Annotated in this window: 18 protein-coding genes; 9 read left to right on the top strand and 9 right to left on the bottom strand. The window is 63.9% G+C overall.

All coding sequences use genetic code 11. The features are described from left to right. Nucleotides 1-3: 3 nt before the first annotated feature. From AB0N65_RS12245 to AB0N65_RS12265, 5 genes are all read right to left on the bottom strand, one after another. A complete protein-coding gene (locus tag AB0N65_RS12245) occupies nt 4-1,218 on the bottom strand; it encodes a pseudouridine synthase (RefSeq protein WP_364161530.1) in 1,215 nt (404 codons plus the stop codon). Nucleotides 1,219-1,365: 147 nt separating this feature from the next. Beyond that, nucleotides 1,366-2,022: an SMC-Scp complex subunit ScpB gene (locus AB0N65_RS12250; RefSeq protein WP_364161532.1), complete on the bottom strand. Its 657-nt coding sequence runs from the start codon at nt 2,020-2,022 to the stop codon at nt 1,366-1,368. Continuing rightward, nucleotides 2,015-2,875, bottom strand: coding sequence for a ScpA family protein (locus tag AB0N65_RS12255; protein ID WP_364161580.1), 861 nt, complete (start codon nt 2,873-2,875; stop codon nt 2,015-2,017). Before AB0N65_RS12255 ends, AB0N65_RS12250 begins: the two co-directional genes overlap by 8 nt. 44 nt (nt 2,876-2,919) lie before the next feature. Continuing rightward, nucleotides 2,920-3,819 (bottom strand): AAA family ATPase, encoded by a 900-nt coding sequence (locus AB0N65_RS12260; RefSeq protein WP_364161534.1) that lies wholly within the window; start codon nt 3,817-3,819, stop codon nt 2,920-2,922. 250 nt (nt 3,820-4,069) lie between these two features. Then, a complete protein-coding gene (locus AB0N65_RS12265) occupies nt 4,070-5,413 on the bottom strand; it encodes a cation:dicarboxylase symporter family transporter (RefSeq protein WP_364161536.1) in 1,344 nt (447 codons plus the stop codon). Between the two features lie 137 nt (nt 5,414-5,550). Here AB0N65_RS12265 and AB0N65_RS12270 point away from each other — a divergent pair, with 137 nt between their 5' ends. The 8 genes from AB0N65_RS12270 (at nt 5,551) to AB0N65_RS12305 (ending at nt 15,272) form a co-directional block, all read left to right on the top strand. Continuing rightward, nucleotides 5,551-7,239: a sensor histidine kinase gene (locus tag AB0N65_RS12270; RefSeq protein WP_364161582.1), complete on the top strand. Its 1,689-nt coding sequence runs from the start codon at nt 5,551-5,553 to the stop codon at nt 7,237-7,239. Continuing rightward, nucleotides 7,236-7,949 (top strand): response regulator, encoded by a 714-nt coding sequence (locus AB0N65_RS12275; RefSeq protein WP_364161538.1) that lies wholly within the window; start codon nt 7,236-7,238, stop codon nt 7,947-7,949. The genes AB0N65_RS12270 and AB0N65_RS12275 overlap by 4 nt, the downstream gene beginning before the upstream one ends. Nucleotides 7,950-8,007: 58 nt before the next feature. Continuing rightward, nucleotides 8,008-9,633 carry a helix-turn-helix transcriptional regulator gene (locus AB0N65_RS12280; RefSeq protein WP_364161540.1) on the top strand — a complete coding sequence of 542 codons (1,626 nt, stop codon included), beginning with the start codon at nt 8,008-8,010 and terminating at the stop codon, nt 9,631-9,633. 166 nt (nt 9,634-9,799) lie between these two features. After that, the gene (locus AB0N65_RS12285; RefSeq protein WP_364161542.1) at nt 9,800-10,897 is read left to right on the top strand and encodes a class I SAM-dependent methyltransferase; all 1,098 of its coding nucleotides are present in this window, start codon (nt 9,800-9,802) and stop codon (nt 10,895-10,897) included. Between the two features lie 72 nt (nt 10,898-10,969). Continuing rightward, nucleotides 10,970-11,626, top strand: coding sequence for a GntR family transcriptional regulator (locus AB0N65_RS12290; RefSeq protein ID WP_364161544.1), 657 nt, complete (start codon nt 10,970-10,972; stop codon nt 11,624-11,626). Nucleotides 11,627-11,633: 7 nt separating this feature from the next. Further along, complete coding sequence (locus AB0N65_RS12295; protein WP_364161546.1) at nt 11,634-13,154, top strand: MmgE/PrpD family protein; 1,521 nt, start codon at nt 11,634-11,636, stop codon at nt 13,152-13,154. Further along, nucleotides 13,155-14,060: a methylisocitrate lyase gene (gene prpB / locus AB0N65_RS12300; protein ID WP_364161548.1), complete on the top strand. Its 906-nt coding sequence runs from the start codon at nt 13,155-13,157 to the stop codon at nt 14,058-14,060. Between the two features lie 72 nt (nt 14,061-14,132). Next, nucleotides 14,133-15,272 carry a bifunctional 2-methylcitrate synthase/citrate synthase gene (locus tag AB0N65_RS12305; RefSeq protein ID WP_364161550.1) on the top strand — a complete coding sequence of 380 codons (1,140 nt, stop codon included), beginning with the start codon at nt 14,133-14,135 and terminating at the stop codon, nt 15,270-15,272. A gap of 96 nt (nt 15,273-15,368) precedes the next feature. Here the strand turns inward: AB0N65_RS12305 and AB0N65_RS12310 are convergent, their stop codons facing one another. Further along, nucleotides 15,369-15,863, bottom strand: a complete 495-nt coding sequence (locus AB0N65_RS12310; protein WP_364161552.1) for an NUDIX domain-containing protein — start codon at nt 15,861-15,863, stop codon at nt 15,369-15,371. A gap of 56 nt (nt 15,864-15,919) precedes the next feature. Here AB0N65_RS12310 and AB0N65_RS12315 point away from each other — a divergent pair, with 56 nt between their 5' ends. Next, nucleotides 15,920-16,600, top strand: a complete 681-nt coding sequence (locus tag AB0N65_RS12315) for a hypothetical protein (RefSeq protein ID WP_364161554.1) — start codon at nt 15,920-15,922, stop codon at nt 16,598-16,600. A 4-nt stretch (nt 16,601-16,604) separates the two neighbouring features. Here AB0N65_RS12315 and xerD read toward each other — a convergent pair whose 3' ends face one another. Genes xerD through AB0N65_RS12330 form a run of 3 tightly spaced genes read right to left on the bottom strand, consistent with a single transcriptional unit; the run spans nt 16,605 to nt 20,002 of the window. Then, a complete protein-coding gene (gene xerD / locus AB0N65_RS12320) occupies nt 16,605-17,564 on the bottom strand; it encodes a site-specific tyrosine recombinase XerD (RefSeq protein ID WP_364161556.1) in 960 nt (319 codons plus the stop codon). Between the two features lie 2 nt (nt 17,565-17,566). Continuing rightward, the gene (locus AB0N65_RS12325) at nt 17,567-18,229 is read right to left on the bottom strand and encodes an NUDIX hydrolase (RefSeq protein ID WP_364161558.1); all 663 of its coding nucleotides are present in this window, start codon (nt 18,227-18,229) and stop codon (nt 17,567-17,569) included. 27 nt (nt 18,230-18,256) lie between these two features. After that, the gene (locus tag AB0N65_RS12330) at nt 18,257-20,002 is read right to left on the bottom strand and encodes a CTP synthase (protein ID WP_364161560.1); all 1,746 of its coding nucleotides are present in this window, start codon (nt 20,000-20,002) and stop codon (nt 18,257-18,259) included. Between the last annotated feature and the right edge of the window lie 21 nt (nt 20,003-20,023).

Here is a 20,023-nt window from a genome sequence, read left to right on the forward strand (position 1 = left end):
GCCCTAGAGCCCCACGGACGCCAGGAGGTGACCGATTTCCTGCCTGCCGAGGTTCCGGATGCTGCCTTGGCGCTGGTCGCCCAAGCCGATCGGACCGACCTTGACGCGGACCAACCGCTCAACCGGGAAACCGACGGCGTCGAACACACGCCGTACGATGCGGTTCTTACCGGAGTGGAGCACCACCTCGATCAGGACGTGGCCGGGGGTTGAGTCAACCAGGCGGAAGGAGTCCACCGTGGCCACACCGTCTTCAAGCTCGACGCCGGACTTCAGCTTCGCGCCGACGCCTTGCGGGAAGGGGCCGCGAACCTGGACAAGGTACGTCTTGGGTACCTCAAAGGAAGGGTGCGTCAGGCGGTTGGCGAGTTCGCCGTCGTTGGTCAGCAGCAGCAGCCCCTCGGTGGCGACGTCCAGACGGCCGACGTGGAACAGGCGTTCGCCCTTGTTCTTGTTGTTCTTCAGGAAGTCGCTGATGCAGGGACGGCCCTCGGGATCCTCCATGGTGGACACGACGCCTTTGGGCTTGTTGAAGACCATGTAGACAAGGGTTTCGTCCAGTTGGATGCGGATGCCGTCAACGTGGATCACGGCCGTAGTGGGATCGACGCGCATGCCCAGCTCCGTGGTCACCTGGCCGTCGACCTCCACGCGGCCCTCGAGGATCATTTCCTCGCAGACGCGGCGGGAGGCAACTCCGGCCTGGGCCATGACCTTCTGCAGGCGTACGCCGTCGGCGTCGTGAAGTTCGGACTGGGGCACTTCCTGGCGCGGACCGCGGGCGCGGCCCGGCTTGCGTACAGGGCCGAGGTTCTGGCCGAAACGCTCGCTGCCGAACGCCTTGGACCCGTACTGCTTTGCGTTTCCGGGCTTCGGCTTCGGCTTGAGGGCACCCGGTGTTCCGGGGGCTTTTCCGTAACCGGGCTTGTTGGATCCTGGCTTGCGGAACGGCTTTGCCGGCTTGGCCTGGCGCGCCTCGTAGCCGCCGGCGGTGGTGGGGTTGTCGGGATCGAAGGGGCGTTCTTCCCGGGGCTTCGAGGCCCTGAACGGGCGGCCTTCGCCCTGGTTGAAGCTGCGCTTTCCGGCCCCGGCGTTGCCGCCCCGGCCGGAGAAGCCGCCGGCGTTCGAACGGCCGGTACCGCCCCTTGCCTCATTGCGCCCGGAGCTGTTGCGTCCCGAACCGTTACGTGGTGAACCCTGGCGTCCCGCCTGTGTCATGACCCGTCCTTGTGTAGTATTGGCCGGCAATGCGTGCTGCATTCAACACTAGCCAGCCCGGCAGACATCGTCTGCCCTTTGTTGCCGTGGCGTCCCTTGCGGACCCCGTGAATCTGTATGTGGTTTTTGAAGTGCCGCGGACCAGCGCTACATCCTGCTGGCGTCGTAGTACTCGTCGATCCCTTCCAGGCCCGGAAGGTGCGGCGAAAGCCGGGGCAGTTCTGCCACCGAGCCGATACCCATCCGTTCGAGGAAGTACGAGGTAGTCCTGTACAGGATGGCCCCCGATTCGGGATCGTTTCCGGAATCCTCGATCAAACCCCTTTGGGTCAGAGTCCGGACGACGGAGTCGACGTTAACGCCGCGAATGGCGGACACCCGGGCCCTGGAGACCGGTTGTCGATAAGCTATGACCGCAAGCGTTTCGAGCGCTGCTTGGGTCAGCCTGGTGGTCTGTCCTTCGAGCACGAACCTGCCCACGACGTCGGCGAAATCCGGCCGCGAATAGATCCGCCACCCACCGGCGACATTCCGCAATTCAAAACCCCGGGGTGCAGTGCTGGCAGCGGCAAAGCCGACAGCGTCCACGTCCGGGGCTTTAACAGTATAGCCGCTATACTCCCGCTGAAGGTCCCCCAGCAAATCCTCGACGACGGCGACGGTCACGTTCAGCCCTGCGGCCAACTCCTCCGAGGTGGCGGGCTCGTCAATGACCATGAGTACCGCTTCCAAGGCTGCGCGTGCCCCGCCGGGCAGGGCCTCCAGTTCGCTCAGTCCGTCCCCGGCCACGTCCTGTTCAGTCACCGGTGGTCCTTTCAGCCGTATCTTCGTATTCCTCACTCAGCTTGGAGCTGTCCCAGCCTGCATCGTCCCCGGTCCACCGCACCGTCAGCTCAGCCAATGGACCTGGCTGCTCGAAGGCGACGACGCGGTCGCGGAACATCTCCAGCAGCGCCAGGAACCGTGCTACCACCACCAGGGTGGTTTCGGCATCCGCAATCAAGGTGTGGAAGGTCAAGGGAGCCCCGAGCTGAAGGCGGTAGCCAATGATCTCTGCCTGTTCCTTGACGCTGACGGGTGGTGCGTGGAGGTGGTCCAGCCCGACGTGCACGGGTGCCGGGTCCTTGGGCCTGAGGGCTTTGGCCGCCAGTTCGGCAAATTGCTCCGGCGTATGCCGCCATACCAATTCCGGCAGCAGGGCGGCGAAGTGGCTTTCCAGGGCAACCTGCCGGGGGTAGCGCCTTGACTCCTGCTCCAGTGTCTCACCGAGCAGCCCGGCCACCTCCTTGAAAGCCTTGTATTGCAACAAGCGCGCGAAGAGGAGGTCCCGGGCTTCCAGGAGCGCAATGTCTTCCTCGTCTTCCACTTCGCCGGCCGGCAGGAGGCGCGCGGCCTTGAGGTCCAGGAGTGTGGCCGCTATGACCAGGAATTCGCTGGCTTCATCCAAGGCCCATTCTTCACCCAGCTCTTGGAGCCGGCGGATGTACTTGATGAATTCGTCCGTGACAGTGGCCAGTGCCACTTCGGTGATGTCCAGCTTGTGCTTGGAAATCAAGCCAAGCAGCAGGTCGAACGGGCCGGTAAAGTTGGCCAGCCGAACTTCGAAGCCGGCCTTCCGGCCCTCGGGGGTACCGGCGTCGGGCGTCTCGTCTTGGATGCCCGCCGCGGCGGGCGGGGCAAGTGTCCGTCCCACGCCGTCGGCTAGGGTGCGCCGCCGCGCGAAATCAGTTCCTTGGCGAGGCGGCGGTAGGCGTCGGCTCCGATGTGGTTGCCTGCGTAGCTCGTGATGGGCTCGGCGGCCACGGTAGCGTCCGCGAACTTGATGGAGCGCTTGATGACGGTCTCGAAGACTTTGTCCCCGAAGGCTTCCACAAGGCGGGTGATTACTTCGCGGCTGTGCAGGGTGCGGGCGTCGTACATCGTGGCAAGGACGCCATCCACCTGCAGTCTCGGGTTCAAGCGGTCCTGCACTTTTTCTATGGTTTCAACGAGGAGGGCCACCGCCCGGAGGGCGAAGAATTCGCAGATCAGCGGAATGATTACACCGTGCGCAGCGGTCAGTGCGTTGACCGTCAGCAGGCCAAGGGAAGGCTGGCAGTCGATCAGCACGACGTCGTAATCGTCCTCGACGTTCTTGAGTGCGCGGTCCAGGACCTGCTCGCGGGCAACCTCATTGACGAGCTGGACTTCGGCAGCCGAGAGGTCGATGTTGGCGGGCAGGAGGTCCACGCCTTCCACGTTGGTCTGTTGGATGGCATCGCGGATGTCCACTTTGCGGTCCATGAGGACGTTGTAGACCGTCAGGTCCAGTTCATGGGGATTCGCGCCAAGACCTGCAGAAAGCGCGCCTTGGGGGTCGAAGTCCACCAGCAGGACACGCCGCCCGTATTCCGCGAGCGCGGCTGCTAGGTTGATGGTGGACGTCGTCTTGCCGACACCGCCCTTCTGGTTGACCATCGCTATCACCCGGGCGGGTCCGTGGGAGTCCAGGGGCGCGGGCTCCGGGAACTCGCGGTGAGGGCGGCCCGTGGGCCCCATGATGGCGTCTTCCAGATCGAGCCCGGTTCCTGCCAACGTAGCTGTTCCCCGTTCGCTGCTCACGTATCTAACCACTCTTTCGACGACGATCTTCCCTGCCGCTGTTCTCCAGCTTCAGCGCTACTACCCACCTAGGCTACAGCCCGCGACACGGGATTCCCGGGAACTTGACATTGCCCGTACTTTGAGCCTTGACCCTCTGGTTGAGGTCGAAGGTTGGTGTCGGGACACGGCTCCTTGCGGGAAAAGCCGAAGGCCGGCATCCCTCCAGGATGCCGGCCTTCGGTCTTGTACCCCTCGCGTTGAGTGCCCGTTACACGGAGACCTTTTCGCGGACTTCGCTTTCCGGGGCCGCTTCGATGTCGCCGCCGTGAGCAATCATGGTCTGCTCATCGAACGGCTCGCTGCCGGACAGCACCCGGTTGACCTGTCCGTTGTCGATTTCCTTGACCCAGGTACCGATCAGGACCGTAGCTACTGCGTTACCGGTGAAGTTGGTGAGCGCACGTGCCTCCGACATGAAGCGGTCGATACCGACGATCATTCCGACACCGCCGAGGAGTTCAGGCTTGTGTGCCTGCAGGCCTGCGGCCAAGGTGGCCAGGCCGGCGCCGGTGACGCCGGCGGCTCCCTTCGAGGCGATGATCATGAAGACCAGGAGCGAGATCTGCGCGCCGAGGTCCAGCGGCGTGCCCATGGCGTTGGCGACGAACAAGGAAGCCATGGTCAGGTAGATGGCCGTTCCGTCCAGGTTGAAGGAGTAGCCGGTGGGTACCGTTACGCCGACGACCGGCTTGGACACGCCCAGGTGCTCCATCTTGGCGATGAGTCGGGGCAGTGCTGCCTCGGAGGAAGAGGTGGAGAAGATGAGGAGGTACTCGCGGGCCAGGTACTTCATGAGCTTGAAGATGTTGACGCCGGCGACTGCCCGGAGCAGCGTTCCAAGGATGATCACGATGAACAAGGCACATGTGATGTAGAAGGCCAGCATGAGGGTGAACATGCTCAGGATCGCTTGGGCGCCGGTGGCACCGACGACGGCGGCGATCGCACCGAAGGCGCCGACGGGAGCGAGCCACATGATCATGATGAGGATGCGGAACACGAGACGCTGACCGTGGCCGATGGCATTCAGGATCGGGGCGCCTTGCTTACCCATCCTCTGCAGGGCGAAACCAACCAGGATCGCAGCGAGCAGGGTCGGAAGAACGGGGATGTCCCCGGGGATGATGCCCAGGAGGAATTCCACGGTGCTGTCCGTGGCAGCCTTCTTTGTGGGGTCGTACGGCGTCAGCTTCAGTCCATCACCCGGGTGGATGAGGTTGCCGACTACCAGGCCGATGCCCAACGCGAACGTCGACATCGCCACGAAGTAGCCAAGGGCGAGCCCGCCGACCTTGCCGACGGTGGCCGCTTTGGCAATGGAACCAATGCCCAGGACGATGGTGCAGAAGATGACCGGGGCAATCATCATCTTGATGAGCTTGATGAAGCCATCACCGAGCGGCTTCAGGGACTTTCCGGCTTCCGGAAACACCAGGCCGACCACGGCGCCGAGCACTACGGCAAGGATGACCGCGATGTAAAGGTAGTGCGACTTGTCGAGCCCCTTGCGTCCGGTGGCGGCCATTGCCGTCTCTCCTCGTTGAGAGGTCATGGGATTCTCCTTCTGGATACTGTGTAAGGCGCTGCGGTCCTGCATTGGTGTCCGTGCCGCTGCCCTGTGTGATATCCATCATTGGGCCCCGGGTGACACACATCACCGTTGCGGTCATATTGGTCATGGGAGGCCACGTGATTCACAGTTGGAGCATTGCCCGCCGCTTGTTTGTGGCAAACCTGCTGTTCGTCCTGCTGATGACGGCAGTCTTCGGGGCGTTCTCGGTCGTGGAAGCGCGCGACCGTGGGTACGACGACGCCGGGGAGCGGATGCAGGCCATCGCCACGTCCATTGCGAACAACCCGCTTGTCCTTGACGCGGCGTCGGCTCCCGATCCGTCCGGAACGCTTCAGCCCTATGCCCTTGACGTCATGCAGGACGCCGACGCCGATTTCATCACGATCATGGCTCCCGACCGAACACGGTGGACGCACCCGCGCGCGGAGGAACTGGGCAAACCTTACATCGGGACGATTGACCCGGCGTTGCGGGGAGAAACGTTCACTGAGGTGACCGCCGGGACCCTGGGCCCGTCCGTCCGCACCATCGCTCCCGTTAAGGACGCCGCCGGTACGGTCAAAGCCCTGGTAGCGGCCGGTGTCACGGTGACCACCGTGGACACCGACGTGGCCGAACGGCTGTCAGTCCTCGGAGGCATCGCCCTCGGGGTATTGTTCTTCGGCTCCTTGGCATCGTGGATGCTCGGACGGTACTTGCGGTCCGTCACCCGGGGTTGGGGACCCGAACAACTCGCGCAACTCTTCGCCTACTACGAGTCAGTGCTCCACTCAGTCCGCGAGGGCGTCATCCTGATCGATACCCACGGCAAAGCCGTGATGTACAACGACCAGGCTGCCGAGCTGTTGGGCTTGGAACCTTCCGACGCCGACCGCTCCCCCGATGCCGCCCCCACGTTGGCTGAGCTTCCCTTCGACGGCAGCCTGCGAGCGCTGTTCGAGTCGGGCAGGCCGGCCCACGACGAAATCCACCTGACCGGTCCGCGGATCCTTGTGGTCAACCAGGCTCCGGCCGTTGGCCCGGCGCCCACCCGCAAAGGACAGAAGCCGGCGCGTTACGGCACGGTCGCCACCATTCGCGACCGCACCGAAATCGAGTCCTTGGGGACCGAGCTTGAGACCATGAAGACGCTCTCGGATGCTTTGCGCGCGCAGACCCACGAGCACGCCAACCGCCTCCACATGATCGTTTCCCTCCTGGAGTTGGGGCGCACGCCCCAGGCCCTGGAATTTGCGACCAAGGACCTTGAACTCAGCCAGCAGTTGACTGACGACATGCTGGCCTCGGTTGACGAACCGGTCATGAGTGCGTTGGTGATGGGCAAGGCTGCGGAAGCGCATGAGCGCGGAGTGGATCTCGTGGTGCGGACTTCAGGAAGCGCAGGCCTGCATGGCTTGGAGATCCAGGACCTCGTGACGATTCTCGGCAACCTGCTGGACAACGCCATCGACGCTGCTGCGGCAGGTGATCCGCCACGTAGGGTGGAGCTCGACGTCGTGGCCGGCCATGCCGCCGTCGAATTCACTGTTCGGGATTCAGGAAGCGGGATCGATCCGGCCGCTATCGACGACGTGCTGCAGTACGGATACAGTACGAAGTCGTCGCAGGCGGACCCGCGAGGGGGCCACGGACGGGGCGTCGGACTGGCTTTGGTCCGGCAAGCCGTCCAGCGGCTGAACGGTACGATGTCGATCAGTAACGAAGGGGCAGCGTCGATCAGCAATCAAGGTTCCGGCAACCGTCCCGGCGGTGCCCGGTTCAGCGTTGTGCTGCCGGCGCCGGTTCCCGAGGAAGAGAAGGCATGACCAACATTCGCGTCCTGGTGGTCGAGGACGAACCCATCGCCTCCGACGCCCACTCTGCTTATGTGGGCAGGCTTGATGGATTCACCCTCGTGGGAAGCGCCCCTGACGGTCAATCGGCGTTGCGGCTGCTGGGCGAGTTCGCGGCGTCAGGAACGCCGGTGGATTTGGTGCTGCTCGACATGAACCTCCCGGACCTCCATGGCCTGGACGTCGCCCGGCGCATGCGGTCAGCCGGAGTCTTCGCCGACATCATCGCCATCACTGCCGTCCGGGAACTGAACATTGTGCGCAGTGCCGTGTCCATCGGCGTCGTGCAGTATTTGATCAAGCCCTTCACGTACGCGACCTTTGCGGACAAGCTCACCAGCTACCGCACCTTCCGCGACCAGTTGGCGGGTTCGACGTCCGGGATTTCGAAGGCGGGCGCATCCCAGAGCGACGTCGACCAAGCCTTCGCGAGCCTCCGCGCCCCCACGGAACTGCCCCTGCCCAAAGGCTTGTCAGGTTCCACTCTGGAGTCCGTGAAGGACCTTGTGCGCGGCCGGCAGCAGCCGGTTTCCGCGAGCGAAGTCATGGACGCCCTGGGAATGTCGCGTGTCACCGCCCGGCGTTATTTGGAGTACTTGGCCGACGCCGGCACAGTCACCCGCGCGCCACGGTACGGGACACCTGGACGGCCCGAGAACGAGTACGGCTGGAATCGAAACTAGCCATCTCCCCTCCGGGCCGGGCCGGCAGTAAGCTTGACGCGAAAACCGTGGAGCGCCCATGTCCCAAGAACTGCAGCACCTTGCCGGGGCCCGCGAGGCCTATGCCCGCGGGGAGTGGGACATGGCACGTCAAGGCCTGGAGCTGGCAGGCAAGGAAGCGCCGCTGGGTACGGGAGACCTCGAAATCATGGCCCGCGCCGCTTGGTGGCTTGGAGACGTCCAAGGCTCCATGTCCATATCGGAACAAATTTTCCGTCGCCTGGAAGCCGGTGGCCACATTCACGCAGCTTCCATGGTTGCCCTCACACTCTCCCTGCAATGGGGGGTCCGCGGGAACATCGCCGTGGCTTCCGCATGGGTCAACAGAGCCCGACGACTCCTGGACGACGTCCCCGAGGCACCTGTGCACGGCTATCTGCTCTACCTCGAGGCCAATGACGCCCTCAACCTGGAAGGTGACCCCGGCCCGGCCATGGCTGCCTCCGTAACCCTCAAAGAGTTGTCCCGGCGCTACGAGGCACCGGAACTTGCGAGCTTCGGGTCCCTTTTGGCCGGGCTCGCAGCTGTACGGACAGGGCAAGCATCCCGGGGCTTCCAGGAACTGGATGAAGCGATGTTGCCGGTCATGGCTGGCCAGGTCCCGCCGGAATGGGGCGGCGACATCTACTGCTCCGTCATCCACCTCTGCTTCGAGATGGCCGACTTCTCGCGGATGCGGGCATGGACCGACGCCCTCACCACTTGGTGCGCCGGGCTCTCCTCTTCCTTCATGTACACCGGCATTTCCCGAGTCCATGCACTCCAACTGCTCAGCCTTGAAGGAAAGTGGGAGTTGAGCGAGGGGGAATTGCCCAAAGAAGCCGAGCGCCTGAGGAACGCTCATGGCTGGATCGCCGCTGACGCGTATTGCGAATTGGGCGAGATTCGTCGGCGCCGGGGCGACGCCGTCGGTTCGGAGGCGGCCTTCGCTTTGGCCTGCGGGCTCGGAGTAGACGCCCAACCCGGACGGGCCCTGCTGCTTGCCGACGCCGGAAGGACGGACCTCGCGTTGGAGGCATTGCTCGCTGCCTTGGCGGACCGCGGGCCGTTGGGCAGGGCATGGCTCCTCCTGCCCCTTGTGGAGTTGCTGGCACTTCGGGATCCGGCCGCCGCAGAAGTCCATTGCAGTGAGCTCGAGGAGACGGCCAGGTTCTACGGAACTCCGGGCTTCAAGGCATGGGCGCATCACGCCCGCGGAGCCACATTGATCGCCCAACAGCGTTGGCGGGAGGCCCTCCATGAGCTCGAATCCGCCGCGCAGACCTACAGATCCCAGCACATGCGCTATGAACTGGCGCGCATCCATGAGCGGCTGGCCGTTGTCCATAGGTCGCTGGGTAACCACGGACGGGCAGAAGCGGAGCAAGCCACGGCGGAGGCGATCCGGAACCAGCTCGGTGCCGTGAACATTCCGTGGTCGAAGGCAGGCCCGGAACCGGGAGGCCTGACGTCCCGGGAGGTTGAGGTACTCGGTTGCGTGCTGGCCGGTTCAAGCAACCGCCAGATTGCCCACACCCTGACCATCTCCGAGAAAACAGCGGGGCGCCATCTGGCGAACATCTTCACGAAGATCGGCGTTACCTCCCGGACTGCCGCCGCGGCGTGGGCCCATCAACACGGCATCCCGGAACGAACAGACGCGTAGCAACCTCCAGGCCGGGTGTTGGGCATGGAGAACTGCATCATTTGCCCCACGTGCCGAAGGAAAAATGCAACGTATGCCCGACGCGTCGACGTGAAGGCCGCAAATACCGTGGTGATACGGGGAACGGGCCGCACGGGGCGGCCGCCGGCAAGACTCAGGAGACGCCATGAACACCACCCTGACGTGGCAGGACGTAACAGGTCCAGAGGATGATCCCACCCAGGAGGCCTACGACGAGGCCACCGGCCGGTTGATGGGGATCCTCAACGATTCGTCCGCTGCCCTTCTCATCGCAGTTGGTCACCAAACGGGACTTTTCCGGACTCTGGCGTCCTTCCCGGCGGCCACGAGCGACCTCATCGCTGACGCCGCGGGATTGAACGAGCGCTACGTGCGCGAGTGGTTGGGGGGAATGACAACGTCCGGTTTTGTGGACTTCGACCCGGAAACCGCCAGTTACCGCCTTCGTCGTGAATACGTTCCCGTGCTCTCGGGTGCTGGAACGGAAAACCTTGCCCGAACCCTCCAATACCTCCCGCTGCTAGGCGAAGTAGCGCCCAAAATCGTCGAGGCATTCCGTAAGGGAGGCGGGACCAGTTACAGCGACTATCCGCGGTTCCACCACATCATGGCAGCTGAGAGTGCTGCCGTGAACGATGCCTCGCTGGTGGAATCGATCCTCCCCCTCACGGACTGCATCAACGCCCTGCAGGCCGGGATAGCCGTGGCGGACATCGGGTGCGGAGAAGGTCATGCGTTGAACCTGCTGGCCGGCACTTTCCCTGCCAGCACCTTTACCGGATACGACTTCACTGCCCAGGCCCTCGCGGCTGCGACTGCGGAAGCGGCAGAGCTGGGACTGACCAATGTCACGTTCGTGCTCCAGGACGTGGCACACCTGGCTGTGGAAGGAACGTACGACCTGGTAACGGCCTTCGACGCAATCCACGACCAAGCGGACCCTGCCCGCGTTCTCGGGAACATCCGCACGTCGCTCAAACCCGGAGGCACCTTCCTCATGGTGGACATCAACGCATCGAGCCGGTTGGAAGTGAACATGGCTTCGCTTCCCTGGGCGCCGTTCCTCTACACCATCTCCACTTTCCACTGCATGGCAGTGTCGCTCGGCCAAGGCGGGATCGGCCTGGGAACTGTATGGGGCAAGGAACGTGCCACTTCGATGCTCAGGGACGCGGGATTCACCTCCGTCGAGGTCAAGGAACTGGAGGATGATCCCTTCAACGCGTACTTCGTCGCGCGCTGAGCCATGTATACATTGTGGCGCCAAAGGCCCTGACTATAGCCATAATGGGGTTGCTATGTATACACTGAGGGCATGCGCGCCAGTGACCGAGCCTATTCTGCCCTTCGTGAGGACATCATTGAGTGGCGTCTGCGGCCCGGTACGGTCCTTGCCGAAGTAGAACAGTCCGAGCGGCTTGGCGTGTCCCGGACACCTGTGCGGGAGGCGCTTGGCCGCCTCACTGCGGAGGGATTGACGACGGCGGCAGGCGGCCGCGGCGTCGTCGTCACCGATATCTCGCTGGACAGCATTGATGAGTTGTTCGAGTTGCGCGAGACGCTTGAAGTGAGGGCAGCCGCCCTCGCGGCGCAGCGCGGTGACCCGGGCGTCTTCGCCCAGTTGCGGGAACAACTGCTGCACGCTCCGGAACTTTTGCGTGATACCGACCCCGCCCGGCACGCGTACTACGCCTTGGTGGGTCGGCTCGATGAGGCCATCGACGCGGCGATCTCCAACTCCTATCTGGCCCAGGCCATGCGGAGCCTGCGCGTCCATCTGGTCCGCGTCCGCCGGTTGGCCGCGGATGACGCCGCCAGGTTGCATGCGGCCGCAGCTGAGCATGCCGCCATCGCCGAAGCCATCGCGGCAGGCAACCCCAGGCTGGCCGAAGCCGCCACCACCGTTCACCTGCACCGCAGTCTCACCCATGTCAAAGCCGCTCATCCGGCCGGCAGAACGTCCCACTATTAGGAGCACCATGGTCAAGAACCATCACGTCCGTGTTTACAAGTCCGAGGAGAACCTGCCCCGCGAGGAACAACTGGCGCACAAGATCGCCGTGGTCGCCGCCGACCCCGTCGAGGTTACCCCCGAGGTGACGGAGATGGTGATCAACCGGATCATCGACAACGCCTCAGTGGCGATCGCCTCCCTGAACCGGGCACCAATCGTCGCCGCCCGCGCCCAGGCGCTCACCCACGGGCCTTCCGCGGGCGGGAAGGGCGCGAAGGTGTTCGGCATCGAGGAGCGGGTCTCCCCGGAGTGGGCTGCGTGGGCGAACGGTGTCGCCGTGCGGGAACTGGACTACCACGACACGTTCCTGGCCGCGGACTACTCCCACCCGGGCGATAACATCCCGCCGATCCTGGCCGTTGCCCAGCACGCCGGTTCCAACGGCAAGGATCTGGTCCGGGCGATCGCGACCGGGTACGAGATCCAGGTGAACCTGGTCAAGGCCATCTGCCTGCACAAGCACAAGATCGACCACGTCGCCCACCTCGGACCCTCCGCCGCGGCCGGCATCGGCACCCTGTTGGGTTTGGATGTGGAGACGATCTTCCAGTCCGTGGGCCAGGCACTGCACACCACCACCGCCACCCGCCAGTCCCGCAAGGGCGAGATCTCCACCTGGAAAGCCCACGCCCCCGCGTTCGCCGGGAAAATGGCGGTCGAAGCCGCTGACCGGGCCATGCGCGGACAAACCTCTCCCGTGCCGATCTACGAAGGCGAAGACGGCGTGATCGCCTGGCTGCTCGACGGACCCGACGCCTCCTACGAGGTCCCGCTGCCCCTGCCGGGTGAAGCGAAACGCGCGATCCTTGACACCTACACCAAGGAACACTCCGCCGAATACCAGGCCCAAGCCTGGATCGACCTCGCCCGCAAACTCAACCGTGAACACCCCGAAACCACCGACCCGGCCAACGTGGCCTCCGTGCTGATCAAGACCAGCCACCACACGCACTACGTCATCGGCTCCGGCGCGAACGACCCCCAAAAGTACTCCCCCACCGCATCCCGGGAAACCCTGGACCACTCCATCCCGTACATCTTCACCGTCGCACTCCAGGACGGTGCCTGGCACCACGTGGACTCCTACTCCCCCGAACGGGCCGCCCGCCCGGACACCGTGGAACTCTGGCACAAAGTCACCACCGTCGAAGACCCCGAATGGACCCGCCGCTACCACTCCCTGGACATCACCGAAAAGGCTTTCGGCGGTTCCGTGGAGATCACCCTCACGGACGGCAGAGTCATCACCGATGAGATCGCCGTGGCCGACGCGCACCCGCTCGGCGCCCGCCCGTTCGCCCGCGAGCAGTACATCAACAAGTTCCGCACCCTCGCCGCCGGGCTCGTTGAGGAGGCCGAGATCGACAGGTTCCTCGCCGCCGTCGAACGCGTCACCGAACTCGATGCAGGGGAACTGGACCAACTCAACATCACCGCCGCCCCCGGCGTCATCAACCCCAACAACGCTCCCAAGGGACTGTTCTAAATGCTGTACTCCACAACCACCCCGGAACAGAAACGCCTCAAGCTCCGCGAACTGCTGAACTCCGGGACCATCGCCCAGTTCCCGGGCGCGTTCAACCCCCTCTCCGCCCGGCTCATTGAGGAAAAGGGCTTCGCCGGGGTCTACATCTCCGGCGCTGTCCTGGCCAACGACCTCGGCCTGCCGGACATCGGCCTGACCACCCTCACCGAAGTCGCCACCCGGGCCGGGCAAATCGCCCGCATGACAGACCTGCCCTCACTCGTGGACGCGGATACCGGCTTCGGTGAACCCATGAACGTGGCCCGCACCATCCAGGAACTCGAAAACGCAGGCCTGGCCGGCTGCCACATCGAGGACCAGTTCAACCCCAAACGCTGCGGACACCTGGACGGCAAAAACGTCGTGGACCTCGACACCGCCACCAAACGCATCCGCGCCGCAGCCGACGCCCGCCGGGACCCGAACTTCCTCATCATGGCCCGCACCGACATCCGCGCCACCGACGGCCTCCAAGCCGCCCAAGACCGGGCACGCGCGCTGGTGGACGCCGGAGCCGACGCGATCTTCCCCGAAGCCATGCGCGACCTGCACGAGTTCCAGGCCATACGCGACGCCGTGGACGTACCGATCCTGGCCAACATGACCGAGTTCGGCAAGAGCGAGCTTTTCACTACGGAACAACTCCAGGCCGTCGGGGTAAACATGGTCATCTACCCCGTTACCCTCCTGCGCATTGCCATGGGCGCCGCAGAGCGTACGCTGGAATCGATCAAGGCTGCGGGGACCCAAGAGGCACAGGTGGAGAATATGCTCACCCGTGCGCGCCTCTACGACCTCGTGGACTACGAGGCATACAACCGATTCGATACCGGCGTTTTCAACTTCCACGTTCCTGGCATCCGCTAGGCACTGGAACCACCAAGGGGATAGCAGGCAATCCGGGCAACCGGGCTTGCATAAGGAACGAAGGAGTTCAGCATGGCTGCTGAAGACATCAAAAAGGGCCTCGCCGGCGTGGTGGTGGATTACACCGCGGTCTCGAAGGTCAACCCGGACACCAACTCACTGCTGTACCGCGGATACCCGGTGCAGGAACTGGCCGCCAAATGCAGTTTCGAGGAAGTCGCGTACCTGCTCTGGAATGGCGAACTGCCGGACGAGGCCCAGCTGGCTGAGTTCAGTGCCCGGGAGCGCGCCGGACGCGCCCTGGACCCAGTGGTTAGGTCCGTGATCGACACACTGCCCACGACGGCCCACCCCATGGACGTCTGCCGTACAGCAGCGTCCGTCCTCGGCGCACGGCATGAGCTGGCCGAGGACTCCTCTCCGGAGGCCAACATGAAGAAGGCCATCGACCTGTGGGCTGCCATGCCGGCCGTGGTCGCCTACGACCAGCGGCGCCGCCGCGGGCAGGACGTCATCGAACCGCGCGATGACCTGGACTACTCGGCGAACTTCCTCTGGATGACCTTCGGCGAAGACCCCGTGGACGAAGTAGTCGAGGCATTCAACGTCTCGATGATCCTGTACGCAGAGCACTCCTTCAACGCCTCCACCTTCACCGCACGCGTCGTCACCTCCACCCTCTCGGACCTGCACTCAGCCGTCACAGCAGCGATCGGCGCGTTGAAAGGCCCCCTCCACGGCGGCGCCAACGAGGCCGTCATGCACACCTTCGACGAAATCGGCATCCGCAGCGAAGAATCCCTGGAAGAGGCCGCCACCCGGGCGCGCGCCTGGATGGACGACGCCCTCGCACGCAAGAAGAAGGTCATGGGCTTCGGCCACCGCGTCTACAAGCACGGCGACTCCCGCGTGCCCACCATGAAGGCAGCCCTGGACAAGATGATCGCCCACTACGGCCGTCCCGAACTCCTGGGCCTCTACAACGGGCTGGAACAGGCCATGGACGAGGCCAAGGCCATCAAGCCAAACCTCGACTACCCCGCCGGGCCGACCTACCACCTCATGGGCTTCGACACCCAAACGTTCACCCCGTTGTTCGTGGCCAGCCGCATCACCGGCTGGACAGCCCACATCATGGAACAACTGGCCTCGAACTCCCTCATCCGGCCGCTCAGCGCCTACAACGGACCGGAAGAACGTCACGTGCCCTAGCGCGGCTGCGGACACAAAAATACGGACAGCAACAAGAACCACGGCGGCCGGTCACCGAAAGGCGACCGGCCGCCGTCGTTCGCTCTGCAGTAAAAGCTAATCCGACTCCACCCAGTCCACCGTCCGGACATCCGCGACGTTCTGGTTGTCGGACGCCAAGGCCACCCGTACGGCGATTCGCTGTCCGGAAATCATCGCCGGCAGCCAATGCTCGGCGTCGGCCCACATACGCTCCACCGGGAGCTTGGCCACAGGAAACCACTCCGGGGCAATCTCGTCGCTTTCAGACGGCTCCCCCTGCCACGTCCGCGTCAGGAAAACGGTTGTTGCCATGTTCCACTCAGGCCTTGCCGGAAAGACGAAATCCACGGTCCCGGCAGGAATAAGGTCCCCGGACTCGACCACCACATTGATTTCCTCCATGACCTCGCGGCACGCCGCCTCAAGTGCGGTCTCCCCCGGTTCGACATGCCCGCCGACGCCCACCACCTTGCCCAGGCCAAAGCCGGTCTTCTTGGTGCCGAGAAGGACGTGTTCGCCGTCCGCGCCGTCGCGGAGGAGGAAGCACAAAGTCACATGGGCTGCTGTCATGCTGCCTACCTTAACCCGATGTCCCCCGCTGCTGCGGCCATTGCTACAGTGAGCCCATGAGCGAAGGTGGGGGTGAAGCCGGGGCAGCACCGGAACGAGACGCGTGGCTTCCGGGCTGGTTGGTAGCGCATCCGCTGTATGCGGGCTGGGCTTGGACGGTGGTGTGGGCAGGCCTGATCGTCCTTGACGAGGTGGTGGACCTGGCCGGGTGGACCTGGTACCTGTTGGTGTTGGTGGCCGCGATACCCACCCTGATTTCTACCTTGGTGGTGCTGAATGCTACGCCAAGAAGCCACTTGAGGGCGGTGGACTCCACCGTTCTGGGCCACTTTTTCGTCCGGTTCCTGGCGCTCGTGGCCGCGTTCATGGTCTGGGCGGTTTCCGTGGTGATGAGCGCATCCATTTCCACCACGGTCCAGTCCGTAATTGGCGACTCGGAGAAGGAAGTCACGGCCCTCGGGTTCAACCTCATGCTGGCCTCAGTCCCGTTGGTGTTGTCCGTCCTGTGGATGGCCTTCATCGTGCGCTGCGCTTGGTTCCTGCGGCGGCTCCGCGGCTGGCGGCAATTTCCCCTGACAACGCGGGTTCCCAAGAAGTTCCTCAAAGGCAGGCCACGATTGAAACGCGTCGTCGTGGGGCTGGCCCATCCGGGGCTGCTGCTGGTGGCGGGTTTGGGCACTTCGCTCCTGGCCGTGTTCATCGACGCCGTGGAATTGACCTTCAGCTTCCTCGAATAAAGCCTTAGCCAAGGGCGCGGGGATGCGCGGCAGCATAGACTTCCCGCAGCGTATCCGCCGTGACCAACGTGTACACCTGTGTAGTGGTCACCGAGGCGTGTCCCAACAATTCCTGGACTACCCGGACATCCGCGCCACCTTCAAGAAGGTGTGTAGCGAAGGAGTGGCGCAGAGTATGCGGTGAGACGTCTTTGGTGATGTTTGCCTTCTCCGCGGCCGTTTTCAGGATGGTCCAAGCACTTTGCCTGCTGATCCTGCCGCCCCGGGCATTGAGGAACAACGCCGGCGTCCCTTTGCCCTTCGACGCGAGCAGAGGCCGCCCCCGGACGACGTACGCTCCAACAGCGCGTGCGCCGTAAGAGCCCAAGGGCACCAGACGCTCCTTCGAGCCTTTACCGAACAGCCGTACGATGGCAGGGCCGTCCCCTGTGTCTTCAAGGGATACATCATCGACGTCGAGGCCCACGGCCTCGCTGATACGGGCACCCGTTGAATACAAGAACTCCAGGAGTGCCCGATCCCGGAGGCCGGTGGCAGTGTCGGCCCCGGCAGCTTCGAGGATGCGCGTCACCTCCCCGACGCTGATGGCTTTCGGAAGCCGCTTGCCGGGCATCGGCGGGTGGACATCGCTGGCGGGGTCCGTCGTCGTGGTTCCCTCCAAAGCCCAGAACTTGTGAAGTCCCCTGACGGCAACCACGGTGCGGGCAGCGGAACGTACTCCCAAGGCGGCCGCGCCATCGGAGCCGTCCGCGAGTGCCCGCACGAAAGCGGTGACGTGGTGCCGTGTGATGTCAGTGGGCCTATCCAGGCCTTGGGTGGCCAGGAAATTCGCATACCGCGCAAGGTCCCTGCGATAGGCCGCAAGGGTATTGGCAGCCAAACCGCGTTCCACACCAACATGCTGAAGGTAGTCGGTCACACCTCGATCAATGCCGTTGGCAGTGCGGGTAGCGGTTTCGGGCATGCTCAGCGCTGGCTGGGATGGGCCGGCCACGGGGCGTCCGCAGGACGGAGGCTTGCGAAGCCATCTGCCTTCGCCGCGGCCGCGGCCAGGATGCCCAGCACGGCAGAGGGGTTGTGCAGGCGGCCTTCAAGCACGGCCCGTACAGCATCCTCCAGCGGAACCCAGTGGAACTCGATCTCCGCTTCCTCGTCCGTCCGGACATGCCGGTCGGCCTCGGCAACGTCGCCCAAGTCGCGTGCCAGGTAGATGCGGACAGCTTCGCTGGAAGAGCCGGGCGAGTTGAAGAAGTCGACCAGGACGTTCCAGGTGGCTGCCGTCAGATCTGCCTCTTCGGCCAGTTCGCGGGCAGCACCGGCCACAAAAGCCTCACCCTCCACGTCCAGGAGGCCTGCCGGGATCTCCCAGAGGTCCATACCCACGGGATGCCGGTACTGCTTGAGCAGCAGGATATCGCCGTCCTCGTTCATGGGGAGGACCGCAACTGCGCCGGGGTGGTCGATGTAGTCGCGGACCAGGGTGTCCGTGTCCTCGCTCAGCTGGAAAGCGTCGCTGACCACGTCCCAAATGCGTCCTTCATAAACCTTGCTGGACGACAAAAGACGGCGCGGGCTCGGTGTATCCGAAACCTGCCTTGACGTGCTGGAAGTTTCAGGAATACCGGGCATCGCGCCGTCTTTCTCTAGTGGTTGCGTTTACTTGGCCGCCACAGCGCGGGCACCGGTATCGGTGTCCACGGCGCTGCCTTCGCGACGCTCCAAAGCTGCCTTGACGAGACCCGCGAACAACGGGTGCGGGCGCGTGGGACGGGAGCTGAGCTCCGGGTGCGCCTGCGTCGCGACGTAATACGGATGGACCTCGCGGGGAAGCTCCACGTATTCAACCAGCTTGCCGTCGGGAGAGGTACCGGAGAAGACCAGGCCTTCGGCCGCGATCTGGTCGCGGTACTTGTTGTTCACCTCGTAACGGTGGCGGTGGCGTTCGCTCACGGAAGTGGTTCCGTAGGTTTCCGCCACAACCGAACCTTCGTCCAGCTTGGCTTCGTACAGGCCAAGGCGCATGGTGCCGCCAAGGTCTCCCTTGCCTTCCACGATGTCCAGCTGCTCTTCCATGGTGGCAATGACGGGGTACTTGGAATCGGGCTCGAACTCGCTGGACGAGGCACCTTCCAGACCGACAACGTTGCGGGCGTACTCGATCACCATGCACTGCAGGCCAAGGCAGAGACCCAGCACGGGGAGCCTGCTTTCACGGGCAAACTTCAACGCACCCAGTTTGCCTTCGAGGCCACGGATACCAAACCCGCCTGGTACGCAGATGGCATCCACGCCGGCCAGCGACTTGGTGGCACCGGCCAGGGTTTCGCATTCGTCCGACGGAACCCAACGGATCCTAACCTTGGCCTCGTTGGCGAAGCCGCCAGCGCGAAGAGCTTCAGTCACCGAAAGGTAGGCATCGGGAAGGTCGATGTACTTGCCTACCAAGGCAACCTCGACCTCATGCTTCGGGTTGTGGACGGCTTCAAGCAGTTTGTCCCACTTGCTCCAATCCACGTCCTTGAACGGCAGGTCCAGCGCACGGACGATGTAGGAGTCCAAGCCCTGGGAGTGCAGGGTCTTCGGGATGTCGTAGATGCTGGGAGCATCTGCAGCGTTGACCACAGCGTCGATGTCGACATCGCACATGCGGCCGATCTTCTCGCGCATGGCCTCGGGCACCTCGCGGTCCGAACGGATCACGATTGCCTCGGGCTGAATACCGATGGAACGCAGGGCTGCGACCGAGTGCTGCGTCGGCTTGGTCTTCAGTTCCTGGGACGGACCAATGTACGGAACCAGGGATACGTGCAGGAAGAAGACGTTGGTCCGGCCGATGTCCTGGCGGACCTGGCGTGCGGATTCGAGGAAGGGCTGCGATTCGATGTCGCCGACGGTGCCGCCGATCTCGGTGATGATCACATCCGGAGCGTTCTTGCCCTCGGCGGGCAGACGCATACGGCGCTTGATCTCATCCGTGATGTGCGGGATGACCTGGACGGTGTCCCCCAGGTACTCGCCCCGGCGTTCCTTGGCGATGACCGTGGAGTAGATCTGGCCCGTCGTGACGTTGGCCGAGCCTTCGAGGTTCTCGTCGAGGAAGCGCTCGTAGTGTCCAATGTCGAGGTCCGTTTCGGCGCCGTCATCAGTCACGAAAACTTCGCCGTGCTGGAAGGGATTCATCGTGCCCGGATCCACGTTCAGATAGGGATCGAGCTTCTGCATAGTTACAGACAAACCGCGTGCCCGCAAGAGGTGGCCGAGGCTGGACGCCGTCAGACCCTTACCGAGCGAGGACGCCACACCGCCGGTGACGAAGATGTGTTTGGTCGTCTTGGACGAGCCCGGGAACCGGGAATTTACACGGGAATTTGATCGCTGCACCACGGAATTCGAGCTTATCATCAATTACGCCTTCCAAGCGTC

It is taken from the genome of Paenarthrobacter sp. NPDC089322 (assembly GCF_040684895.1).
GTDB lineage: Bacteria > Actinomycetota > Actinomycetes > Actinomycetales > Micrococcaceae > Arthrobacter.